This window comes from Candidatus Accumulibacter meliphilus (assembly GCF_036625345.1).
GTDB lineage: Bacteria > Pseudomonadota > Gammaproteobacteria > Burkholderiales > Rhodocyclaceae > Accumulibacter > Accumulibacter meliphilus.
Genome location: NZ_JAZKTZ010000005.1, coordinates 22,589 through 45,159, shown reverse-complemented (window position 1 = coordinate 45,159; position 22,571 = coordinate 22,589). Strand labels below are relative to the sequence as shown.

Genomic DNA, 22,571 nt, shown 5'->3' with positions numbered 1-22,571 from the left:
ATGAACAAGCAATTTGCATCGGTCGCAGATCTCGAGGAGAAGAAAACGACGTTTGTCCAGCTATCCGAGCACTGCTGGGGTTACACCGCCGAGGGCGATCCGAACACCGGCGTGATTATTGCCGACGACAGCGTCCTGATCGTCGATACGCTGGCGACGCCGGTGATGGCGGCTCGCCTGATCGCCGAGATTCGCCGCCTGACCGACAAGCCAATCAAGTACGTCGTGCTCTCGCACTATCACGCGGTGCGTGTGCTCGGCGCTTCGGCGTATCGCGCCGAGGGCTTGCAGGAGATCATCGCCAGCCAGGGCACTTACGAGATGATCGTCGAGCGTGGTGCGCAGGATATGCAGTCGGAGTACGAGCGTTTTCCACGCCTGTTCCAGGATTTTGATTCGATTCCCGGGCTGACCTGGCCAACGCTGGTTTTCAAGGACGCGATAAGGCTGAGCATGGGCGGGCTGGAGGTGCAGGTGATGCATCCCGGGGCCGGGCATACGCGCGGTGATACCGTCGTCTGGGTGCCTGCCGAGAAAGTGCTCTTCGCGGGCGACCTCGTCGAGTGCGATGCGGCCTGCTACACCGGCGACGCGCAACTCGCGGAATGGCCGACGACGCTGGCGACGATGCGCGGCTTCGGCGCCGAAAAACTGCTCCCGGGGCGAGGCCCGGCGCTGACAACGCCCGCGGAAGTGGCCCGGGGCCTCGACTACACCACCGATTTCGTTACCACCCTCTTTTCTTGCGCCCAGCAGGCGGTCGCCGCCGAGATGAACCTCAAGCAGGCCATGGCACACATCCGGCAGGTGATGGACCCGAAGTTCGCGCAGGTGTTCATCTACGAGCATTGTCTGCCGTTCGACGTGGTGCGAGCCATTGATGAGGCCAGGGGTATTCGTCACCCGCGGATCTGGACGGCGGCGCGTGACCAGGAGATGTGGCACGGTCTGCAGGCTGCGGATTGATGTCTTGAGGGGCCGGCGACTGAGTCAGCAGAGGGAGAGTGCGTCGTGCTGAGTACCTACGTTTATCCGCATTTCGACTACCTGACGCCGCCGGAGCTGCATGGCGGGGCAGGGCGTCGGCACCCGGTGATCGTCGTCGGTGCCGGACCGGTTGGCTTGGCGACAGCGATCGATCTGGCGCAGCAGGGCATGCCGGTACTGTTGCTCGACGACGACGCCAGCGTTTCGGTGGGCTCGCGCGGTGTCTGCTACGCAAAACGCACGCTCGAAGTCCTCGACCGCCTCGGCGTTGGTGATCGCTGCTTCGCCAAGGGGGTCAGCTGGAACGTTGGTCGCACGTTCTTCCGTGAGCACGAGGTCTACAATTTCCAGCTGCTCTCGCAGCCGGACCACAAGCGTCCGGGGATGATCAACCTGCAGCAGTATTACCTCGAGGAGTTTCTCGTCAGGCGTGCGCAGGAGCTTCCCGGCATCGACCTGCGCTGGCAGAACCGGGTCGTCGGCGTGCAGCAGGAAGGGCAGGATGGTGAGGGCGGCGGCGTGACACTGCAGGTCGAAACGCCGGACGGCGTGTACGCGCTCGCCTGCGACTGGCTGATCGTCGCCGACGGCGCGCGCAGCAGCATTCGCCGGATGCTGAAGCTGGAAGTCGAGGGCAGGGTGTTCATGGACCGCTTCCTGATCGCCGACGTCGTCATGAAGGCCGATTTTCCCGCCGAGCGCTGGTTCTGGTTCGACCCGCCTTTCCATCCCGGGCAGTCGGTGCTGCTCCACCGCCAGGCCGACAACGTCTGGCGGATCGACTTTCAGCTCGGTTGGCAGGCCGATCCCGACGAGGAGAAGAAGCCCGAGAAGGTCATGCCAAGAATAAAGGCCATGCTCGGTGAGGATCGGGAGTTCGAACTCGAGTGGGTCAGCGTTTACACCTTCCAGTGTCGGCGCATGAGCAGCTTTCGCCAGCAGCGGGTGCTGTTCGTCGGCGATGCGGCGCATCAGGTGAGTCCTTTTGGCGCCCGCGGTGCCAATTCGGGAATACAGGATGCCGACAACCTGGTCTGGAAGCTCAAGCTGGTTATTGACGGCCAGGCGCCGGACAGCCTGCTCGCCAGCTACGGCGAGGAACGCGAGTTCGCTGCCGATGAGAACCTGCTCAACTCGACGCGATCAAGCGACTTCATTTCGCCCAAGAGCAAGACGTCGCTGAGCTTTCGCAACGCCGTGTTGACGCTGGCGCGCAAGTACCCTTTTGCGCGGGCGCTGGTCAACTCGGGGCGACTTTCGGTGCCGGCATTTTTGTGTGGGTCGTCGCTTAACACTCCCGACGGCGAAGCGTTCAACGGCCAGATGTGGCCCGGAGCAGCGATGGATGACGCGCCGATCCGTGAGCAAGGGCGTGACGGCTGGCTGCTCGACGCCGTCGGTGAGCACTTCATGCTGCTCTGCAGTGTGGATGATCCGGCCGCTGTCAATGCGTCGACCATGGCGGTCTTCAGCGCGCTGGCCGCTGCTCCGGTTCCGGTCGAAGCCGTGCTTCTCGCCAGCGGCGGTGGTGCGGCAGGCGCGGGCCTGCGGGTGTTCGAGGACTGCCGGGGTCGCTACGCCGAACGTTATGATGCCCGGCCGGGGACGGTGTACCTGCTGCGCCCGGACCAGCACGTCGCCGCGCGTTGGCGCCGTCTTGACGCGGCCGCCGTCGCGGCGGCGCTGACGCGCGCCATTGGCAAGCACTAAGAGGGAAGGTCAGATGTCGACACTGATTATCGAGGCCAACTTCGGCGCGCCCGGCGAGCATTATTTGCGTTCGTTTACTCCGGGCGACGATTTCTACGAAGCGCTGCTCGACGCGCACCGCGATCTTTCCGACGCGCAGAGCGAACTGCTTAACGCACGCTTGATTCTCCTTCTCGCCAACCACATTGGCGACCTTGGCGTACTACGCGAAGCCCTGCACATTGCCCGCGAAGAGGTCTAGGGGAAGGCAGGTCGAAGAGAAGGCGAGGGGGAGCGGCGGCATATGGGTACCGGAAGTGGCCGTCACGCTGGCGTGGCGAGTGTCGGCTCGGGCGGCCGGCGGTGAGCTGGCTGCACGGAACGATCGCGGCTCTCGCTGGCGTGCTCGGGCTGTTCATCGCCGGGCATCATCCCTTGTGGCCGAACGTGCTCAGCCTCGTTTTCGTCGCCTGGGCCTTCGCCGTCGCCCGGCGCCCGTCGCTCTTCCTGTTCGTGCTCCCGGCACTGTTACCGGTCGCCAGTTTCTCTGCGTGGACCGGCTGGATCGGCATCGAGGAATTCGACCTGCTGGTGCTGGCGGCGGTGAGCGGCTGTCACGCACATATGCTTGTGGTCAAGGCTGCCCCGACATCTCATGACCGTTCCGGCGACGCATCCGAGCACGCCTGCTTTCGCTTGGCCCGGCTCGGGCTGGGCGCGCTAGCCGTGTCCTACGCAGTGGCCCTGCTGCGCGGTCTGGGCGACGCCGATCCCTCCCTGGCCGGATGGTTCCAGGGCTACGAAGAGCCCTTGAACAGCTTGCGCGTCGGCAAGAGCTTTCTCTTCGCCTGGCTCCTCTTGCCGTCACTGCGCCGCCTGCAGGAGCATGCACCAGCCCTGGCGGCGTCCCGTCTGGCCGCGGGCGTCGCGACCGGATTGGGCCTGGTGGTGGTGGCGATTATCTACGAACGCAGCGCTTATCCGGGCCTCTTCGACTTCTCGACAGCCTATCGCAGCACCGCCCTGTTCTGGGAGATGCACGTCGGTGGCGCGGCGTTCGACGGCTACCTCGCGCTGGCGGTTCCGTTTGCCGTCCATGCGGTGTTGCGTGCGTCAGATCGCTTGCGCTGGGGCGTCTCCGCGCTGTTGGCGGTGGGCGTTGGCTATGCGTGCCTGACCAGCTTCTCGCGTAGCGTCTATCTGGGTGTCGGACTTTCCCTGGCGCTGCTGGTCTGGAGGCTGTCGGTGCCGTGGCTGTGGCCGTCGCGGGCGCGGCCAACATCGTTGTTGGCGAGCGAGCCGATGCTTCCCACATTGCCGCCGCCGGAGCCCTGGCGTGTCTGGGGAGGGCGTTTGCTGCTGGCGGTACTGGCCTTTGAAGTGCTCGCCGTCTTCGGCCTCGGTGATTTCATGAGCCGGCGGCTGTCGGCCAGCGAGCGCGATCTGGGCAGTCGCCTGCAGCACTGGTCTGCGGGGCTGGGCCTGCTGCGTGCGCCATCAGAGCTCCTGCTCGGCAGGGGCCTGGGTCGTTTTCCCAGCAACTATTCACGAGCGGTGGCCGAGCGCGCGATTCCGGGTCGCCTGCAGGTCATCGATACGCGCGAAGCTGGCGCCTACTTGCAGCTTTCCGGTCCGCCGCACAACGCGCATCGGGACGGCGCCTTCGAACTGTTGCAACGCGTGCCGCCGCTGCACGACGGGAGTTATAGGCTGATCATGGACCTGCGCGCGCCGCAGCAAGCCAGGCTACGTGTCGCTGTTTGCCAGCGGCATTTGCTCTACGACGCTGCGTGCACTTCGACCGTCGTCAGCGTGCCAGGCGGGGATCGCCAATGGCACCATTTCTCGCTGCAATTCACGGCTCCCATGTCGAGCCCCGCTGGGGAATGGCCGCCGGCTTTCGGCTTTCTCAGCTTGCGCCTCCTGGCTGGCTTGGGCGAGGTCATCGACCTCGACAAGCTGCACCTCTTTGACGCCACCGGTCGGCAACTGCTGCACAATGGCGACTTTTCCGACGGGCTGTCGCGGTGGTTCTTTGCCGGTCGCCACTACTTCGTGCCTTGGCACATCGACAACCTGTTCCTCGAAATGCTGATTGACCAGGGTGTCATCGGCCTGCTGCTGCTGCTCGCCCTGCTCGCTCTGGCCTGGGTCAATCTGCTTGGCGGTCCGGGGTGCAGGCATGACTTTGCCCCCTATTTGCTGGCCGCATTGACGGCCTTCACGGTGATCGGGGTTTTTTCCAGCCTTCTGGACATGCCGCGGGCTGCCTTCCTGTTCTTCTTGCTGCTATGCTCTGCCCTGTTCCTGAACGGGCACGCCGTTGTTGCTGACCTTCGTGCAGCACCGTCTACCCTCGTTCAGGAGCCCTGACAGATGCCGCAGCTTGTCGATTACTTGGCTGTGTGTGCACAGCAAGCATGAATAAAAATCAAATATATCAAATTGTTACGGCGCTTTATTAAGGTGTTCGTTTGGTATTCGTAGGGAGTTGTAGGGTATGTTTCGCAAGGTATTGCCTCCCGCTTGTGTATTCCGTCACGGTCTTGCCGATGACCCGCTGCTAACCTTTGTTTCGTGAGATTCGCCGAGCTTGTCGCCTCTCGGGGCGGTCCACGGCAGGTCAGTTATCAACGAGATGTTGTCGGATTCGTGCGTGCAAGGGGGCTATCGTGATCAAGGTCTTCAATCATTGGTTTTATCGGGCGACCATTGCCCGGGTGGCGATCGACCTGATGTTCCCGGTGATCTGCGTCATCCTGGTTGCCATTTGGGTCGGTCGTGGCGGCGAGATCGCCCTTGAGAAGGTTGCTTTCTATGCGCTGATTTTTGCGCTGATGAGCATTGCCTTCAACGCCTGGCTGGGTATCTATCAGCGCGTTCATAGCCGTACTCGGGCGGAGACGCGGGCGCGTGCAGTGCTGTCCTTGTACCTGGCGATTCCATTGGCCTATGTGGTGTTTTCCCTGCTGTCGGTGGCCGAGGTCGATCGTGGCTTCATGCTCTTGTCTGGTCTGGCGGCACTTTTCGCGACCCTGCTGCACCGCGTCCATTCGGCGCACAGCCGCACCGGCATGCTGCTCAGCCACCGGGTGCTCGTTTTTGGCGCTGGCGACGAGGCGGAAAATGTCGGCCGCGTGTTGCGCAAGTCGGATCCGGCTATCGAAATCGTTGGTTTCTATCCCAGTCCGACCGACGTCGACATCGTTGTCCCGGCGCAGGTTCTCCTGTCGCGTGACATGTCGCTGTCGGATACCGCTCATGCGCTGAAGGTGGACGAGATCATTGTTGCCGTGCGCGAGCGTCGCGGTGGGGCGCTTCCCCTGCGCGAACTCCTTGACTGCAAGCTGTCCGGCGTCAAGGTCCTCGACTTGGCGAGCTACTTCGAACGTGCTCTCGGGCAGATCAGGATCGATTCGCTGCGCGTCAGCTGGCTGATCTTCGGCGACGGGTTTCGGCAGAGCTGGCGGCGTAGCAGCGTCAAGCGCCTGTTCGACATCATCGCTGCGGCGGTCCTGTTGCTGCTCGCCGCACCGGTGATGCTGCTGACCATGTTGCTGATCGTTCTCGAAGATGGGTTTTCAGTTTTTTACCGGCAGGAGCGGGTAGGTCTCGACGGCCGCTTGTTCAATGTCATCAAGTTTCGCAGTATGCGCAAGGACGCGGAAAGCGATGGCCAACCCCGCTGGGCGACCGCCAACGATGATCGCGTGACCCGTGTCGGCAGGTTGATCCGCAAGGTCCGCATTGACGAGTTGCCGCAACTGTACAGTGTGCTGACCGGCGACATGAGCCTGGTCGGCCCACGCCCCGAGCGCCCGTATTTCGTCGATCAACTGACGCGCGATGTCCCCTTCTACGCCGTACGCCACAGTGTCAAGCCCGGGGTCACCGGTTGGGCGCAGGTCAGTTATCACTACGGTTCGACGGTCGACGATTCAATTCAGAAGCTGCAGTACGATTTGTTCTACGTCAAGAATCACAGCCTGTTCCTCGATATCTTGATTCTCTTTCAGACGGTCGGCGTGGTGTTGACCGGCAAGGGTGCTCAGTGAGTTTTCTGGCGATGAGCATGGCAGAGTGCGGAGGGATGCGAATTGGGGAGCTTTGTCGATCATGATGGGCAATGAAATGGCAATGATTTCTGCCTGGAGTTACGGGCTGAGCGGACTGCTGGCCGCCTTTCTGGCGCTCTATCTGGCGTCTGGCTGGAAGGTCGGAGGTCGTAGTCGCGCGATGTTCCTGGCGGTCGCTCTGTGTGCACTGTGGGGACTGCTGGGGATGGCTTTTGCGCTGACCCAAAACGTGCTATTTCTCGCTGGCAGTATGCTCGCCGATTCCTTGCGCTTCGGCGGCTGGTATCTGTTCCTGATTCTGCTGATGAGACCGGAGTCGGCTGACGGTGTGCCGGCGAGTGTGCGCTTCGGCTGGTTGAGCGGCATCGCCTTGCTGCTCGTTGTTTTTGCTTTCGGCGCGCAGTTACTGATGGTCACGGGAATTGATCTGGCGCTACCGGCGCAGCGCCTGTCCCTGTTTTCGTCGCTGGCGATGAGCGTCTTCGGTCTGGTGCTGCTGGAGCACTTGTTCCGCAACGTCTCGCCCGATTTTCGCTGGAGTATCAAACCGCTATGTCTGGGGCTGGGCGGTACCTTCCTGTTTGATCTCTACCTCTTCTCCGATGCGCTGTTGTTCAACCGGATCGACTCCGACGCCTTCAGCATCCGTGGTTTCGTGCATGCGGTAAGCTTGCCGCTGGTCGCTTTGTCGGCGATCCGCAGCCACGACTGGAAGCGTCGCCTGGTGATGTCGCAGCGCGCCGCCCTGCAGTCCGCAACGCTGGTTATTGTCGGTATCTATCTGTTGTTTATGGCTTCCGCCGGCTACTATGTGCGTTTGTTCGGCGGCGAATGGGGGCGGGCTCTGCAGTTGGCGCTGCTCTTTGCGGCCCTGCTGGTTCTCGTTGCCTTGACCTTTTCGGGTTCCATGCGGGCGAGTTTGCGGGTCCAGGTCGGCAAGCACTTCTTTAGCTACCGCTATGACTACCGCGAGGAATGGTTGCGCTTCACGCAGACGCTTTCCTCGCAAGATGGCTTCTCGGGGATGGGACGTCATGCCGTGCGTGGTCTGGCCGACATGGTCGAGAGTCCCGGCGGTGCGCTGTGGTTGAAGGAGCCGTCGGGCCGCTTTTTTGCTCAAGCCGCGTGCTGGAACATGCCGGTGTCGGCGGCCACCGAGGATGATGGCAGTCCCTTGTGCCGCTTTTTGCTCGACAGTGGTTGGGTGATCAACCTCGAGGAATATCGCTCTCTGCCGCGGCGTTATGATGGTCTCGTCCTGCCGCCGTGGCTGGTCGAAGTGCCGAACGCATGGCTGGTGGTGCCCCTGACCACCGGCAACGAGCTGATCGCCTTTGTCGTGCTGGCCACAGCGCGGGCCCGGATCGACGTCAACTGGGAGGTGAACGACCTGCTGAAAACCGCTGCTCGGCAGGCGGGGGCCTTTCTTGGACAGATGCAGGCCAGCGAAGCGCTGCTCGAAGTGCGCAAATTCGACTCCTTCAACCGCATGTCGGCTTTTGTCGTCCATGACCTGAAGAACATCGTCGCGCAGTTGTCGTTGATGATCAAGAATGCTGAACGCCACCGCGACAACCCCGAGTTCCAGAAAGACATGCTGATGACCGTCGAAAACTCGGTGGAGCGAATGCGCCAGTTGATGTTGCAACTGCGCGAGGGCGCAACCCCGCTTGACGGTCCACGCGGCATCGATCTGGCTGACGTGGTGCGCCGCATCCAGACTGCCAAGACCAGCCTGGGACGTGAGGTGGAATTGAGCATCGAGGAGAAACTGGTAGCTCGCGGCCACGAAGACCGCATCGAGCGCGTCATTGGCCATCTTGTGCAGAACGCGCTGGAGGCCACAGAACAGGGTGGGCGGGTGTGGATCCGCTTGGCTCGGCAGGGGAGCCATGCTCTGGTCGAGGTCGGCGATAGCGGCCACGGAATGAGTCCGGAGTTCGTTCGCGAGCGCTTGTTCAAGCCTTTTCAGACCACCAAGCCAACGGGAATGGGGATTGGTGCTTACGAGAGTTTCCAGTACGTGCATGAATTGGGCGGCAAGCTGTCGGTTGATAGCGCTGTCGATGTCGGTACACAGGTGGCCTTGTTGTTGCCATTGTTTGATGCGGGCTCGACAAAGAACTCCGCTGATTTACCCGAGGAGTCGGAATGAGTTCCGAAAAGCTACCTAATCTGCTCATCGTCGAAGACGATCGAGCGCTACAGAAACAGATGCGCTGGGCTTTCGACCAGTACGAGACCCTGACCGCTGACGACCGCGAGAATACGCTGGCACAGATTCGCCGTTATCAGCCACCGGTGGTGACCATGGACCTCGGCTTGCCGCCGGACGCCGATTCCGTCTCCGAGGGATTCAAACTGCTTGAAGAAATCCTGACCCTGGCGCCGGACACCAAGGTGATCGTTCTGACCGGTCAGAATGATCGCAGCAACGCTCTGCGGGCGATCGCCCTCGGCGCGTACGACTTCTTCGCCAAGCCTTTCGAGATCGAGATGCTCGGCTTGACGATAGATCGCGCTTACCGCCTGCATGAACTACAACGGGAAAACAAACGACTGCAATCGATGCAGCAGCCCGATGTGCTGTCCGGCCTGCTCACTCGCGACCCGGCGCTGCTGCGTGTTTGCCGCACCATTGAACGGGTGTCGGTCAGCGATGCGACGGTCTTGCTACTCGGCGAAAGCGGCACCGGCAAGGAGATCCTGGCGCGTGCGGTACATGAGTCGTCGGCGCGGCGTGGTGAGCGCTTCGTGGCCATCAATTGCGCGGCGATTCCGGAGAACTTGCTGGAAAGCGAGCTCTTTGGTTATGAGAAGGGTGCTTTTACCGGCGCGGCGCGAATGACGCCGGGCAAGATCGAGACTGCCAACAACGGCACCCTGATGCTCGACGAGATTGGCGACCTGCCGCATTCGCTGCAGGCCAAGCTGCTGCGCTTTCTGCAGGAGCGTGTGGTCGAGAGGATCGGTGGGCGCCAGGAGATTCCGGTCAATGTGCGCATTGTCTGCGCGACGCACCAGAATCTCAAGTCCCTGATCACCGGAGGGGGGTTCCGTGAGGATTTGTACTATCGCCTTGCTGAAATTGTGGTAAACATTCCTCCACTGCGCGATCGTTCCGGTGACCCCGCCCTACTGGCGCATGCCTTTGTCAGGCGCTTTGCCGAGGAGCAGAATCGCGGCGCGATGACCATGCGCGAAGATGCTGTGCGGGCAATCGAAGCACACCTCTGGCCGGGCAACGTGCGCGAGCTCGAAAATTGCATCAAGCGCGCGGTGATCATGGCCGAAGGCAATCAACTCACCGCCGACGATATCGGCTTGTCCGGCGTAGAGTCGCCGGACGCGGTGCCGCTGGACCTGCGTCAGGCACGCGACGACGCCGAAAGGCGGGTCATCATCGCCGCCATGGCGCGCGCCGACGGCAACGTCGTCAAAGCCGCGGAACTGCTCGGCGTCAGCCGCCCGACACTGTACGACTTGATGCATCGATTTGGACTTAAGTAGCCTTGTTGTCAATTTCAACCACTCCGTGGGGATACCTATGAATACCCGTCACTCACCAATGCAGCGGCTGCGCAAAGTGGCCGTCTCCGGTTTGCTGGCCGCACTACTCCTGGTCGGCTGTGGAGGCGAGAAGCCAGAAGCCATGCTCGCATCGGCCAAGCAGTACCTGGCCAAGAACGAACCCAAGGCGGCTACCATCCAGCTGAAGAACGCTTTGCAGCAAAAACCGGATTTGGCGGAAGCGCGTTTTCTGCTGGGCAAGGCGCTGCTTGAGGCCGGTGATGCGACCGGCGCCGAGATTGAGCTGCGCAAGGCGCAGGGCTACAAATACCCTGCCGACGAGGTGACGCCGCTGCTCGCGCGCAGCATGCTGGCGTTGGGGCAGGCGGACAAAGTGACTGGCGAAATGGCCAGCGCCGAACTGTCCACGGCGCAGGCCAAGGCCGACCTGCAGACTTCGCTGGCGATGGCTTACCTGATGCAGAACAAGCCGGAGCAGGCCGACGCCGCTTATGCGGCGGCCGTGGCGGCGCAACCGGGCTACCCACCGGCATTGCTTGGCCAGGCCAGGCTGAAAGCAAGCCACGGCGACCTGCCGGCGGCGATGGTCCTGGTTGATGCAGCCATTGCGACATCGCCGGAACTCTACGAGGCCTGGCAGCTGAAGGGAGATCTCTTGTCGAACCAGGGTGATGCGGCCGCTGCGATGCTGGCGTATCGGAAGGCAATGGAAGTCCGCCCGACCTACCTGCCGGCGCATGCGGCGGTCATCCGGCAACTCCTGGCGGACGGAAAGATCGACGAGGCTTCCCAACAATTGGCGGTGATGAAGGGCATCGCTCCGGGTCAGCCGCAGACGATCTATCTGGAGGCCCTGCTGGCCTACCAGACGAAAGACTTTCCGGCGGCCCGGGAATTCATTCTGGAGCTCTTGAAGCGGACGCCGGACAGCCCCCTTGGCTTGCAGCTGGGCGGGCTTGTCGAATACGAACTGAAGGCCTTTCCGCAGGCCGAGAACTACCTGCTCAAGGCGCTCCCGAACACGTCTGAGCTCGGTATTGCACGGCGCGTCCTGATTGCTAGCTACCTGCGTAGCGCGCAGCCTGGCAAAGCGCTGAGTGTGCTCACGCCGGTGCTCGACAAGATCGAAAAGGATTCGAACATGCTGGCGCTGGCCGGCCAGGTCTACATTCAGAACGGCGATATCGAGAAAGGGGGCGAGTACTTCGCGAAGGCTGCCGCCCTTGACCCGCAGAACGCTGGCAAGCGAACCTCTCTGGCGATGGTCAATCTGGCGAAAGGTGACAGCGAGGTAGCTTTACGCGACCTCGAGAAGGTCGCCGCCGCCGACCCCGGCAACCGCGCCGACCTGGCGCTGATTGCCGCGCACCTGCAGCGTCGTGAATTCGACGCGGCGCTGCAGGCTGTCGCCAGCCTGGAGAAGAAGCAGGCCGATGACCCGCTGGTACATAACCTGCGCGGCACGGCCTTACTCGGCAAGCGCGATCTCGCTGGCGCGCGGGCGAGTTTCGAGCAAGCACTGGCTCTGAGCCCGACCTATTATCCGGCGGCGGCCAATCTGGCCAATCTGGATATCGTCGAGAAAAAGCCTGCCGACGCCAGGCAGCGTTTCGAGACCCTGCTGGCCAAAGATCCGAAGAACATGCAGGCTCTCCTGGCGCTCGCGCAGCTACGCGCCAAGGAAGGCGGTACAACCGAGGAAGTGGCTGTTCTGATCAACCGGGCGGTGACCGCCAACCCGAGCGAGCCCCCTCCGCGGCTGGCGCTGATCGGCCTGTATCTTGCCAAGAAAGACACCAAAAGCGCGCTTTCCGCGGCCCAGGAAGCGGTCGCAGCCTTGCCCAACGAGGCCGCGATTCTGGACGCTGCCGGGCGTGCCCAGCAGGCAGCCGGAGAGTATAACCAGGCGCTGGCCACCTACGGCAAGCTGGCCACGCTCAAGCCCGATCTCCCCTTGCCCTATCTCCGCATGGCCGAGGTCGAAGTTGCGGCAAAGGACAAGGAAGCGGCTTTGCAGAGCCTGCACAAGGCGTTGAAGGTCATGCCCGATTCGCTCGATGCACAGCGCGGAATCATCATGCTCGAACTTGATGCCGGTCGCGTCACGGAAGCGCTCGCCGTCGCACGGGCAGTCCAGAAGCAGCGTCCAAAGGAGGCGGTCGGCTACGTTTTCGAGGGCGATCTCCATGCCGCCAAGCGCTCCTGGGCCGATGCCGCAACGGCCTACCGTGCCGGGCTCAAACAGATCCCTGCGGCGCCCGAGATAGCCATCAAACTGTACGCGACCTTGTCCGTGAGTGGCAATGTTGCCGAAGCGGACAGCTTTGCTCAGACCTGGCTGAAGGATCACCCCAAGGATGCCCGCTTCAGGCTTTATCTGGCCGAGAGTGCGACCGCTCGCAAGGACTATGCCGCCGCGGCCAAGCTCTATCGGACCTTGCTTGAGGCGCAGCCGGATAACGCCGCGCTACTCAATAACGTCGCCTGGGTGGCAGGTCAGTTGAAGGATCCGAAAGCCATCGAATATGCCGAGAAAGCCAACAAGTTGGCACCAAAGGAGCCTGCCGTGATGGATACTCTCGGTGTCTTGCTGATCGACCAGGGTGACCAGGCACGCGGGCTGGTGCTGCTCAAGGAGGCCGTGGCACTGGCCCCGCAGCAGGCAATGATTCGTCTCAACTATGCCAAGGCGCTGATCAAGGCCGGACAGAAAAACGAAGCCCGGAGCGAACTTGACGAACTTGCCAAGTTGGGCGACAAGTTCACGGCGCAGGCCGAAGTGACAGCATTGCTCACGGGGCTCTGAGCACAAACGTTTGCCAATGAATGATTGCGAGAGGACAAAGAGTAAATGACTACTGTTGCTGTGGTTGGTTTGGGTTATGTCGGTTTGCCGCTGGCCGTCGAGTTCGGCAAGAAGAGGCGAACCATCGGTTTCGACCTCTCAGCCAGCAAGATTGCCCATTATCGGCAGCACTTTGACCCGACCGGCGAGGTCAGCAGCGCCGATCTCAAGGCTGCCACGCACCTCGAGGTGGGAACCGATGCGGCGGCATTGGCGGACGCTGATTTCGTGATTGTCGCCGTGCCGACGCCGGTGGACGATGCCCATCGGCCGGATTTCGGGCCCTTGATCGGCTCTTCCGAAGCGGTCGGCAGGAACCTGAAACGCGGTGCGACGGTCGTCTTCGAGTCGACCGTCTACCCCGGCGCGACCGAGGAAGTCTGCATTCCGATCATCGAGAAGTTCTCCGGAATGAAGTGGAAAGAAGACTTCTTCGTCGGTTATTCGCCCGAGCGGATCAACCCCGGCGACAAGGAGCGGACGCTCACGAAAATCGTCAAGGTGGTTTCCGGAGACACTCCGGAGACCCTTGAACGGGTCGCCGCGGTCTACTCGGAAATAATCACTGCGGGTGTCTTTCCGGCCTCCAGCATCAAGGTGGCCGAGGCTGCCAAAGTCATCGAGAATACCCAGCGCGATCTTAATATTGCCCTGATGAACGAGTTGGCGATCATTTTCGACCGCGTCGGCATTGATACCCTCGAAGTGCTCGAAGCGGCCGGCAGCAAATGGAACTTCCTGCCTTTCCGTCCCGGTCTGGTCGGCGGTCACTGTATCGGTGTCGATCCCTATTACCTGACGCACAAGGCCGAGATGCTCGGTTATCACCCGCAGGTGATCAACGCCGGGCGGCGAATCAACGACGGCATGGGCAAGTTCATCGCCGAGCAGACGATCAAGCACATGATTCGCAACGGCCTGCCGATCAAGGGTGCGCCGATCATCGTCCTGGGCCTGACCTTCAAGGAGGACTGCCCGGATCTGCGCAACTCGCACGTCATTGACGTCATCCGCGAGCTCGAGTCGTACGGGGCGCAGGTGCTGGTGCACGAACCGGTCGCCGATGCCGATGAAGCGCGCCACGAGTACGGTGTCGAGTTGATGCCCTGGGAGCAGTTGCCCACCGCCGCGGCGATCGTCGCCGCCGTCGCGCACCGCGAGTTCAAGGAGCGGCCACTGGCCGAGATTGCCGGCAAGCTGCAGAAGGGTGGCGTCCTGGCGGATGTCAAGAGCATGTTCAGTGCGGCGGAGCTGCTTGCCCATGGGGTGACCGTGTGGCGCCTGTGATGTCTGCTTCACCGACCACCCTGGCAGCACTTGAGCAGCGCCTGCTGGCTCAGCCGGCGCGCTGGCTGGTGACCGGCAGCGCCGGCTTCATCGGTTCGCACCTGGTCGAGGCGCTGCTCCGCCTCGGGCAGACGGTGCTTGGTCTCGATAACTTCGCGACCGGGCATCGTCGCAACATCGACGAAGTGCAGTCGTTGCTCACTCCCGAGCAGTGGCAAGGTCACCGTTTCATCGCAGCAGACATCTGTGATCCTGACGCCTGCCGCGAGGCCTGCAGCGGCGTTGACTATGTTCTTCATCAGGCGGCGCTGGGTTCGGTGCCGCGCTCGCTGGCCAATCCGCAGGCCACCAACGCTGCCAACATCGACGGCTTTCTCAACATGCTGCTTGCCGCTCGCGAGGCGGGCGTCAAGCGCTTTGTCTATGCCGCCTCGAGTTCGACCTATGGTGATCATCAGGCGCTACCCAAAGTCGAAGACACGATCGGGCGGCCGCTGTCGCCGTATGCGGTCACCAAGTTGGTCAATGAGCTCTACGCGGAGGTCTTCGGGCGCTGCTACGATTTCCCGTCAGTCGGTCTGCGCTATTTCAACGTCTTCGGTGCGCGCCAGGATCCGGAGGGTGCCTACGCCGCGGTCATTCCCCGCTGGGCGCGTGCCCTGCTGCTTGGTGAACCGGTGACGATCAACGGCGATGGGGAGACCAGCCGCGATTTCTGTTTCGTGGACAACGCCGTGCAGGCCAATCTGCTGGCGGCGACGAGCGACGATCCGGCGGCGCTCAATCAGGTCTATAACGTCGCCGTCGATGATCGTACGACACTGAATCGGCTCTTCGAAATCCTGCGCGATGCGCTGGCCGAGATTCGCCCTGACGTACGCCAGGTGCAAGCCGTGTACACGGATTTTAGAGCCGGCGACGTGCGCCATTCTCAGGCCGATATCGGCAAAGCCAGGCGTTTGCTCGGCTATTTGCCGAGCCACTCGCTGCTGGCGGGGGTGCAAGTGGCGATGCCTTGGTATGTGTCACGTTTCGCACGGCCGGGATGCGGCACGTGATGCAAGCCCTTGCTGTCCGCTCGCCGCTGCTGCGCCGTGGTGCCATGGTCTTCTTCGGCGCGCTGCTGGCGTTCGTTCTGACCGCGACGGCCAGCGCAGCCGAGAAGGCAGATAAGGTAAACCAGGCCGCTACCGCGCAGCGGCTGGCGATGCGTAGCGAGGCGCTGAGTTACGAGCACGGTGAAGGTGTGCCCAAAGACCCGGTGCGAGCGGCGCGACTGTATTGTCAAGCGGCGCTGCTCGGCGACGCCGAGGCGCAGTTCAATCTCGGCTGGATGTACGCCAATGGGCGCGGGGTCGAGCGCGATGATACGCGCGCAGCGTACTTTTTTGGGCTGGCGGCAAAGCAGGGGCATGCACAGTCGCAGAAGATGTTGCGTTTCGTCGGAGAGCCCGGTCCGAAGCTGCCCGAATGTATGCTGCCGACGGTTCTTGCCGACGACGGCCGTGATGTCCTGGTCGCCCGCAGCGAAGCTCAGAAAGTCGTTTTCGGTCTGGTCAGGCAGCTGGCACCCGAGTATGGCGTCAGTCCGCGCCTGGCCCTGGCCGTCATCCGTACCGAGTCCAACTTCAATTCGCAGGCGCTCTCGAACAAGAATGCACAGGGCCTGATGCAGCTGATTCCCGATACCTCCGCGCGTTTCAACGTCAAGCAACCCTTTGATCCGGAGCAGAACCTGCGTGGCGGTCTCGCCTATCTGCGCTGGTTGCTGGCCTATTTTGAAGGCGACGTCAGCCTCGTTGCGGCGGCCTACAACGCCGGCGAGGGGGCGGTCAATCGTTACCGCGGCGTACCTCCGTACGCCGAGACGCGCGGCTACGTGAAGCGCATCATTAGCCTTTTTCAGCGCGAGGCGCATCCTTACGACGCCCGTGTGACGACACCTTCGCCAGCGTTGTCGCTCATCCGCCTGACCCAGGGCAGCTAGGAAAGCGGCGCGCCAGGTAGCGGCGAAAAGCTGCGCCCTGAAAGTGGTAGGGGGCGGCCATGACTTTCAGGAGCTTGGGTAGCTCGACCGCTCATGACCGTCAGCAGACTCACTTCCTGCGTCACCCTGCGATTGATCTTCGCCAAAGGAGCAAGATGAACTTCTGGTCCCGAATTCTTTCCCTCTTGAGCAAGGGCCACGACCGCTTACCGGGCGGTCGGCAGCTTGCAGTCAAGGTGCTGGCGGTGTTGTTCCGCGGCTGCCACGCCGTCTCGGTGGCCGGCTTGCTGCTCTTCGCCGCTCCGGTGGCGGCGGATCTGCCCGAGGTGATCGATCACGTAAAACCTTCGATCGTCGTTGTCGGCACCTATCAGCTGACCCGCAGCCCGCAGTTTGTGATGCGTGGAACCGGCTTCGTGGTTGGCGACGGCCATCACGTCGCGACCAATTCGCACGTCCTGCCGGACAAGATCAACGAGGCGGCAGGCGAGCGCCTGGTGATCATGGCGCGTCCGGCGGGATCGTCATTGCAGCGGCGCGAAGCCCGCTCGGTGGCGGTCGACAAAGCTCACGATCTCGCCCTGCTGCGGGTCGACGGCCCACGCATGCCGGCGCTGACGCTGCACGACTCCGAGCGGGTGCGCGAGGGGCAGGCCGTGGCGTTTACCGGCTTTCCGATTGGTGCCGTGCTCGGGCTGTCGCCGGTGACCCACCGCGGGATCATTGCGTCGATCACACCGATCGTTCTACCCAGCGCGAACGCCCGCAATCTCAATGCCAAAGTCATTGCCCGCTTGCGGAGTGGCAGCTTCGACATTTTCCAGCTCGACGCCACGGCCTATCCCGGCAACAGCGGCGGCCCTCTCTACGAGGTGAGCCGTGGCGAAGTGGTCGGGATCATCAACATGGTCTTCGTCAAGGAGAGCAAGGAATCGACGCTGAGCAAACCTTCCGGGATCAGTTTTGCCATTCCCTCTGAGTATCTGAGCGACTTGATGCGCGACGCGAATCTGTAGTCGGGGAGGCATCGGGAAGCAGTAGTCAGTATTGTCAGTATTCGCGCTGCCGGCGCCAGCTTCTGGTAGCATGCAGCGCTGCTTTCGATGATCCGCGCATGACCGCCCTGCTTTCCGAAGTCTTCTCTGCCGATGGCCCGCTGGCCAGCGGTGTTCCCGGCTATCGGCTGCGCACTCAGCAGCTCGAACTGGCCGAGCGCATTGCCGCCGCGATGGCCGACAACAGCGTGCTGATCGCCGAAGCGGGCACCGGCACGGGCAAGACCTATGCCTATCTGGTTCCGGCGCTGCTCTCGGGTGGCAAGGTGATCGTTTCGACCGGCACCAAGAACCTGCAGGATCAGCTCTTCTCGCGAGACATCCCGACCATCCGCCAGGTGCTCAAGGCGCCCGTCCGGGTGGCGCTGCTCAAGGGCCGCGCCAACTACCTCTGTCACTATCATCTCGAGCGCGCGCTGGCCGACGGCCGTTTCCTTTCCCGAGAAGATGCCGCCTACGCGCGGCACATCGCGCGTTTCGCCAAGCAGACGCGCACTGGCGACAAGGCCGATTGCGCCGACGTGCCGGAGAACGCCTCGGTGTGGGGCATGGTCACCTCGACGCGCGACAACTGCCTCGGCCAGGACTGCCCGCAGCACAAGGAGTGCTTCGTCCTGGCGGCGCGCCGCGAAGCGCTGGCCGCCGACCTGGTGGTGGTCAACCATCATCTGTTCTTTGCCGACGTGATGTTGCGCGATGAAGGAACGGCCGAACTGCTGCCAGCGTGCAACACGGTGATTTTCGATGAAGCGCATCAGTTGCCGGAAGTCGCCAGCCTGTTTTTCGGCGAGAGCGTGTCGACGGCGCAGCTCGGCGAGCTGGTTCGCGATACCCAGATCGCCGCGCTGGCGTCGGCGCGCGACTGCCTCGACCTGCCCAAGCTGTGTGCCACCCTCGAAAAAGCGGTGCGCGACCTGCGCCTGACACTGCCGGTCGAGGCGGCGCGTTTCGCCCTTTTGCAGCTCGAGGGAAGGGAGGGGTTCGCGAGCGGCGTCAGCAGCGTGCTCGGTGCGCTCGAAGCGCTGGCCAGCTTGCTGGAAACGCAGGCGCAGCGCTCGGAGGGCCTCGACAGCTGTTGGCGACGTGCCGGCGACTTGCTGCTGCGCGTACGTAATTGGCAGAACGGCGCCAATGCCGATTTCGTGCGCTGGGGGGAGACGCATACCCACAGCCTGCAGCTCAACGCGACGCCGCTGGTGATCGCCGAGATCATGCAGAAGCAGATGAGCGGCCATCCGCGGGCCTGGATTTTCACCTCGGCGACGCTCGCCGTGCAGGAGGATTTCGGCCACTACTGCACCGAAATGGGGCTTGTGGACGCCAGCTCGGCGCGTTGGGAGAGCCCTTTCGACTATCCCAATCAGGCCTTGCTGTACGTCCCGAAAGGACTCCCCGAGCCGAATAGTCAGGGCTACACCGAAGCGGTGGTCAAGGCTGCTTTTCCCTTGCTCAAGGCCAGCCACGGCCGCGCGTTCTTTTTATGCACCTCGCTGCGCGCGATGCGCCGCACGCATGAACTGCTCGGCGAAGCGCTCGAGCGGGCAGGCCTCGATTTGCCTTTGCTGCTACAGGGTGAGCGCAGCAAGAACGAGTTGCTGGAACGGTTTCGCCGCCTTGGCAACGCCATCCTGATCGCCAGCCAGAGTTTCTGGGAGGGCGTCGATGTGCGGGGCGAAGCTTTATCGCTGGTGGTCATCGACAAGCTGCCCTTTGCGCCGCCTGACGATCCGGTGCTCTCGGCGCGTATCGAGCGCATGCGGAGCGCCGGTCGCAACGCCTTCATGGAGTACCAACTGCCGCGCACGGTGATCAATGTCAAGCAGGGCGCCGGGCGCCTGATTCGTGACGAGAGCGACCGCGGCGTGTTGATGATCTGCGACCCGCGGCTGATCAGCAAACCCTACGGCAAGCGCATCTGGCGCAGCCTGCCACCGATGAAACGCAGTCGCGATGTCGAGGAGGCACTTGCTTTCTTCGCAGCGCCAAACGTGGCGGGGCGTGGATGACGGCGATAATCGACACGGCGGCCCGCGGCGAGATGACCGAAGCCCTGCCGCCGGCACTTGCCGAACTGATGCCGGCCGACTGCGCCGCCGCCGCCGAGTGGCTCAATCGCGGCTGTGCCTGTGTTTCGGTCGATCACCCGTCGCTGAGGCGGGCACTCGAAGAAGGGCAGGGACGCGTCTCGCACGCCGAGCTCCTGGCGACGCGGCCACACCTCTTTTCGGACAGCGTCGTCTTTGTCAGCGAAGCGCATCTGCTGCGCATGGCGCAGACCATCGCCGCCCTCGAGCGGGTGCTGGTGCTGCCGGCGTATCGCCAGCGGGTGCTGGCCTATGCTCCGGCAATCGCCCACCATTCGCCTGCTGCGGCCGGCGTTTTCCTGGGTTACGATTTCCACCTCGGGCCGCAGGGCCCGCAGCTGATCGAGATCAATTCGAATGCCGGCGGGGCGCTGCTCAACGCCCGCCTGTTGCGCGCCCAGCGCGCCTGCTGTGCACCGGTCGCGAAAATGATGCCCGCGCCACGTGCGCTCGAGGCGGCTTTCGTGCGCATGTTTCGCGACGAGTGGCGACTCGCGCAGCTGGCGCGGCTGGCTCAGGGAGAAGCGCAAGAGCGGCCGCTGACGCGCATCGCGATTGTCGATAGCCGGCCCGGCGAGCAGTATCTGGCGCCGGAGTTTGAACTCTTCCGCGAGTTGTTCGAAGCGCATGGCATTGCGGCGATGGTGGCTGACCCGGAGGAGCTGGCTTTTGACGGCGAGCGCCTGACTTGTCGCGGCGAGACGGTCGACCTGGTTTACAACCGGCTCACCGATTTCGCCCTCGCCGAGCCGCAGCATGCGGCCCTGCGTGCCGCCTATGTGGCCGACGCGGTGGTACTCACTCCGCATCCGCAGATGCACGCGCTGTACGCCGACAAGCGCAATCTGGTCGCCCTCGGTGACCAGCAGTGGCTGGCACAGATTGGCGTCGGCGAACATGATCGCCGGCTTCTGGCGAGCAACATTCCGCGCACCGAGGAGGTTTTGCCGGCCGCGGCGGACACCTTCTGGAACAGTCGCAAGCAATGGTTCTTCAAGCCGGCGGCCGGTTTTGGCAGCAAGGCGGCCTACCGGGGCGACAAGATCACCCGCCGCGTGTTCGCCGAGATCGCGCGTGGCGGCTATGTCGCGCAGGCGCTGGTCGCACCCTCCGAGCGCCATCTGCTCGTCGATGGTGTCGGGCAGGATTTCAAGCTGGACCTGCGCAACTACGTCTACCGTGGCGAGGTGCAATTGCTCTCGGCACGGCTCTACCGTGGTCAGACGACCAATTTCCGCACCCCGGGTGGCGGTTTTGCGGCGGTGCTGCCGGTCTCCTGTCAGGAGTCGTCCGGAGGCTGTCGATGAAAGTCTTCGGGGTCGCCGGCTATTCCGGTTCGGGCAAGACGACGCTGCTCGAGAAACTGCTGCCGGCGATCATCGCGCACGGCCTGCGGGTCTCGGTGATCAAGCATACGCACCACAATTTCGATATCGATCGTCCAGGCAAGGACTCCTTCCGTCACCGCCAGGCGGGGGCCGGCGAAGTGCTGCTGGCCAGCGCTTCGCGCTGGGTGCTGATGAACGAGTTGCGCGGCGCTCCCGAGCCGTCATTGGCCGACTATCTGGCCCGCTTTTCGCCGTGTGATCTGGTGCTCGTCGAGGGCTTCAAGGACGAGGCAGTGCCGACGCTGGAAGTCTACCGGCCGGCCAACGGCAAGCCGCCGCTGTGGCCGGAGCGGCGCCAGATCGTCGCCGTGGCCTCCGACGAGCCACTGCCGGCGGGCTTTCCCGCCACTCTGATGGCGCTGGACTTGAACGATACCGCGGCGATCGTCCGCTACATTCTCGATACCGTTCAACTGAGGGGAACCACCCATGTTGTCCTTTGATGATGCCCTGTCACAGTTGCTGGCGGCTGCCTGCGCCGTTTCCGAAACCAGCTCCTTGCCGACGCTGGCCGCCGCCGGGCGTGTGCTGGCGCAGGCGCAGCGGGCGCCGATCGACGCGCCGCCGCTCGACAATTCGGCGATGGACGGCTATGCCGTCGCCGTTGCCGACGTTCGCAACGTGCCGACGCGTCTGTCGGTGGCGCAGCGTATCCAGGCCGGCAGCGTGGGCACGCCGCTGCAGCCGGGAACGGCCGCCCGGATTTTTACCGGCGCGCCAATTCCGGCCGGCGCCGACGCAGTGGTCATGCAGGAGCTTTGTGAACATGCGACCGGCGAAGTGACCGTCAATCATCGCCCGGAAGCCGGCGACCACATCCGCCGTGCGGGCAGCGACATTGCCGCTGGCAGCGAGATACTCGCCGCCGGCCAGCGCCTGCGGCCGCAGGACACGGCGCTGGCTGCGTCGGTGGGAATCGCTTCGCTGCCCGTCTTGCGGCGTCTTCGGGTCGCTATCTTCTTTACCGGCGACGAACTGCGCATGCCTGGCGAGGCGCTTCAGGCGGGGGCGATCTACAACGCCAATCGTTTCTTGTTGACCGCTCTGCTGGAGCGTTTGGGCTGCGAGCTGCGCGACCACGGGCAGGTGCCCGACGATCTCGCCGCGACACGCCAGGCCTTGCGCGCTGCGGCGCAGGACAGCGATCTGATTCTCACCTCGGGCGGCGTTTCCGTCGGCGAGGAGGACCACGTCAAGGCGGCCGTCGAAGCCGAAGGGCGGCTCGCTATGTGGAAAATCGCCATCAAACCGGGTAAGCCGCTGGCCTTCGGTCAGATCACTTCAGCGGGGCGTGCCGTGGCTTTCATCGGCCTGCCGGGAAACCCGGTGTCGAGCTTCGTCACTTTCCTGATGCTGGTGCGCCCTTTCTTGCTCAGGATGCAGGGCGCGTGCCGCACGGAGCCGCTGAGTTTCTGGCTGCGCGCCGACAGCGAGTGGCCACGGCCGGACGCGCGTCGCGAGTTCCTGCGCGCCAGGATCAATGCCGACGGCGGCGTGGAGCTCTTCGCCAACCAGGGCTCGGGCGTGCTGACTTCGGCGGTGTGGGGCGATGGCCTGGTCGACAACCCGCCGCAGCAGGCGATACGCCGCGGTGACATGGTGCGCTTCCTGCCGTTTTCCGAACTGCTCAGCTGAGCCAATC

The 22,571-nt window shown here is 63.2% G+C and carries 16 protein-coding genes; all 16 read left to right on the top strand.

Annotated features, from left to right (window positions below; all coding sequences use genetic code 11):
• The 16 genes from V5B40_RS11225 to V5B40_RS11150 all read left to right on the top strand — a co-directional run bounded on the left by V5B40_RS11225 (position 1) and on the right by V5B40_RS11150 (position 22,564).
• The gene (locus V5B40_RS11225) at positions 1-966 is read left to right on the top strand and encodes an MBL fold metallo-hydrolase (RefSeq protein ID WP_332354593.1); all 966 of its coding nucleotides are present in this window, start codon (positions 1-3) and stop codon (positions 964-966) included.
• Between the two features lie 45 nt (positions 967-1,011).
• Positions 1,012-2,697 (top strand): FAD-dependent oxidoreductase, encoded by a 1,686-nt coding sequence (locus V5B40_RS11220; RefSeq protein WP_332354592.1) that lies wholly within the window; start codon positions 1,012-1,014, stop codon positions 2,695-2,697.
• 13 nt (positions 2,698-2,710) lie between these two features.
• Positions 2,711-2,938, top strand: a complete 228-nt coding sequence (locus V5B40_RS11215) for a DUF2783 domain-containing protein (RefSeq protein ID WP_332354591.1) — start codon at positions 2,711-2,713, stop codon at positions 2,936-2,938.
• Positions 2,939-3,039: 101 nt separating this feature from the next.
• The gene (locus V5B40_RS11210; RefSeq protein ID WP_332354590.1) at positions 3,040-5,049 is read left to right on the top strand and encodes a hypothetical protein; all 2,010 of its coding nucleotides are present in this window, start codon (positions 3,040-3,042) and stop codon (positions 5,047-5,049) included.
• Between the two features lie 299 nt (positions 5,050-5,348).
• Positions 5,349-6,731, top strand: a complete 1,383-nt coding sequence (locus V5B40_RS11205; RefSeq protein WP_332354589.1) for a TIGR03013 family XrtA/PEP-CTERM system glycosyltransferase — start codon at positions 5,349-5,351, stop codon at positions 6,729-6,731.
• Positions 6,732-6,792: 61 nt separating this feature from the next.
• On the top strand, positions 6,793-8,907 hold the full coding sequence (gene prsK, locus V5B40_RS11200; RefSeq protein WP_332354588.1) for an XrtA/PEP-CTERM system histidine kinase PrsK: 2,115 nt from the start codon (positions 6,793-6,795) through the stop codon (positions 8,905-8,907).
• Positions 8,904-10,262, top strand: coding sequence for a PEP-CTERM-box response regulator transcription factor (prsR, locus tag V5B40_RS11195; protein ID WP_332354587.1), 1,359 nt, complete (start codon positions 8,904-8,906; stop codon positions 10,260-10,262). Before prsK ends, prsR begins: the two co-directional genes overlap by 4 nt.
• 37 nt (positions 10,263-10,299) lie before the next feature.
• A complete protein-coding gene (gene prsT, locus V5B40_RS11190; protein ID WP_332354586.1) occupies positions 10,300-13,089 on the top strand; it encodes an XrtA/PEP-CTERM system TPR-repeat protein PrsT in 2,790 nt (929 codons plus the stop codon).
• Positions 13,090-13,134: 45 nt separating this feature from the next.
• Positions 13,135-14,415: a nucleotide sugar dehydrogenase gene (locus tag V5B40_RS11185; protein ID WP_332354585.1), complete on the top strand. Its 1,281-nt coding sequence runs from the start codon at positions 13,135-13,137 to the stop codon at positions 14,413-14,415.
• On the top strand, positions 14,415-15,473 hold the full coding sequence (locus V5B40_RS11180; protein WP_332354584.1) for an SDR family oxidoreductase: 1,059 nt from the start codon (positions 14,415-14,417) through the stop codon (positions 15,471-15,473). The genes V5B40_RS11185 and V5B40_RS11180 overlap by 1 nt, the downstream gene beginning before the upstream one ends.
• Positions 15,473-16,402, top strand: coding sequence for a transglycosylase SLT domain-containing protein (locus tag V5B40_RS11175; protein WP_332354895.1), 930 nt, complete (start codon positions 15,473-15,475; stop codon positions 16,400-16,402). The genes V5B40_RS11180 and V5B40_RS11175 overlap by 1 nt, the downstream gene beginning before the upstream one ends.
• A 155-nt stretch (positions 16,403-16,557) precedes the next feature.
• Positions 16,558-17,418 carry a S1C family serine protease gene (locus V5B40_RS11170; protein ID WP_332354583.1) on the top strand — a complete coding sequence of 287 codons (861 nt, stop codon included), beginning with the start codon at positions 16,558-16,560 and terminating at the stop codon, positions 17,416-17,418.
• A gap of 98 nt (positions 17,419-17,516) precedes the next feature.
• Positions 17,517-19,463, top strand: coding sequence for an ATP-dependent DNA helicase (locus tag V5B40_RS11165; RefSeq protein WP_332354582.1), 1,947 nt, complete (start codon positions 17,517-17,519; stop codon positions 19,461-19,463).
• A complete protein-coding gene (locus V5B40_RS11160; protein ID WP_332354581.1) occupies positions 19,460-20,848 on the top strand; it encodes a hypothetical protein in 1,389 nt (462 codons plus the stop codon). Before V5B40_RS11165 ends, V5B40_RS11160 begins: the two co-directional genes overlap by 4 nt.
• Positions 20,845-21,372, top strand: a complete 528-nt coding sequence (gene mobB, locus V5B40_RS11155) for a molybdopterin-guanine dinucleotide biosynthesis protein B (RefSeq protein WP_332354580.1) — start codon at positions 20,845-20,847, stop codon at positions 21,370-21,372. The genes V5B40_RS11160 and mobB overlap by 4 nt, the downstream gene beginning before the upstream one ends.
• On the top strand, positions 21,359-22,564 hold the full coding sequence (locus V5B40_RS11150) for a molybdopterin molybdotransferase MoeA (protein WP_332354579.1): 1,206 nt from the start codon (positions 21,359-21,361) through the stop codon (positions 22,562-22,564). Before mobB ends, V5B40_RS11150 begins: the two co-directional genes overlap by 14 nt.
• Positions 22,565-22,571: the final 7 nt, after the last annotated feature.

Coding starts and splice junctions, on each gene's coding strand:
- prsT (WP_332354586.1), top strand. CDS start 10,300: ATGAATACCCGTCACTCACCAATGCAGCGGCTGCGCAAAGTGGCCGTC.
- V5B40_RS11150 (WP_332354579.1), top strand. CDS start 21,359: ATGTTGTCCTTTGATGATGCCCTGTCACAGTTGCTGGCGGCTGCCTGC.
- mobB (WP_332354580.1), top strand. CDS start 20,845: ATGAAAGTCTTCGGGGTCGCCGGCTATTCCGGTTCGGGCAAGACGACG.
- V5B40_RS11225 (WP_332354593.1), top strand. CDS start 1: ATGAACAAGCAATTTGCATCGGTCGCAGATCTCGAGGAGAAGAAAACG.
- V5B40_RS11165 (WP_332354582.1), top strand. CDS start 17,517: ATGACCGCCCTGCTTTCCGAAGTCTTCTCTGCCGATGGCCCGCTGGCC.
- V5B40_RS11185 (WP_332354585.1), top strand. CDS start 13,135: ATGACTACTGTTGCTGTGGTTGGTTTGGGTTATGTCGGTTTGCCGCTG.
- prsK (WP_332354588.1), top strand. CDS start 6,793: ATGATGGGCAATGAAATGGCAATGATTTCTGCCTGGAGTTACGGGCTG.
- prsR (WP_332354587.1), top strand. CDS start 8,904: ATGAGTTCCGAAAAGCTACCTAATCTGCTCATCGTCGAAGACGATCGA.
- V5B40_RS11180 (WP_332354584.1), top strand. CDS start 14,415: ATGTCTGCTTCACCGACCACCCTGGCAGCACTTGAGCAGCGCCTGCTG.
- V5B40_RS11215 (WP_332354591.1), top strand. CDS start 2,711: ATGTCGACACTGATTATCGAGGCCAACTTCGGCGCGCCCGGCGAGCAT.
- V5B40_RS11160 (WP_332354581.1), top strand. CDS start 19,460: ATGACGGCGATAATCGACACGGCGGCCCGCGGCGAGATGACCGAAGCC.
- V5B40_RS11175 (WP_332354895.1), top strand. CDS start 15,473: ATGCAAGCCCTTGCTGTCCGCTCGCCGCTGCTGCGCCGTGGTGCCATG.
- V5B40_RS11170 (WP_332354583.1), top strand. CDS start 16,558: ATGAACTTCTGGTCCCGAATTCTTTCCCTCTTGAGCAAGGGCCACGAC.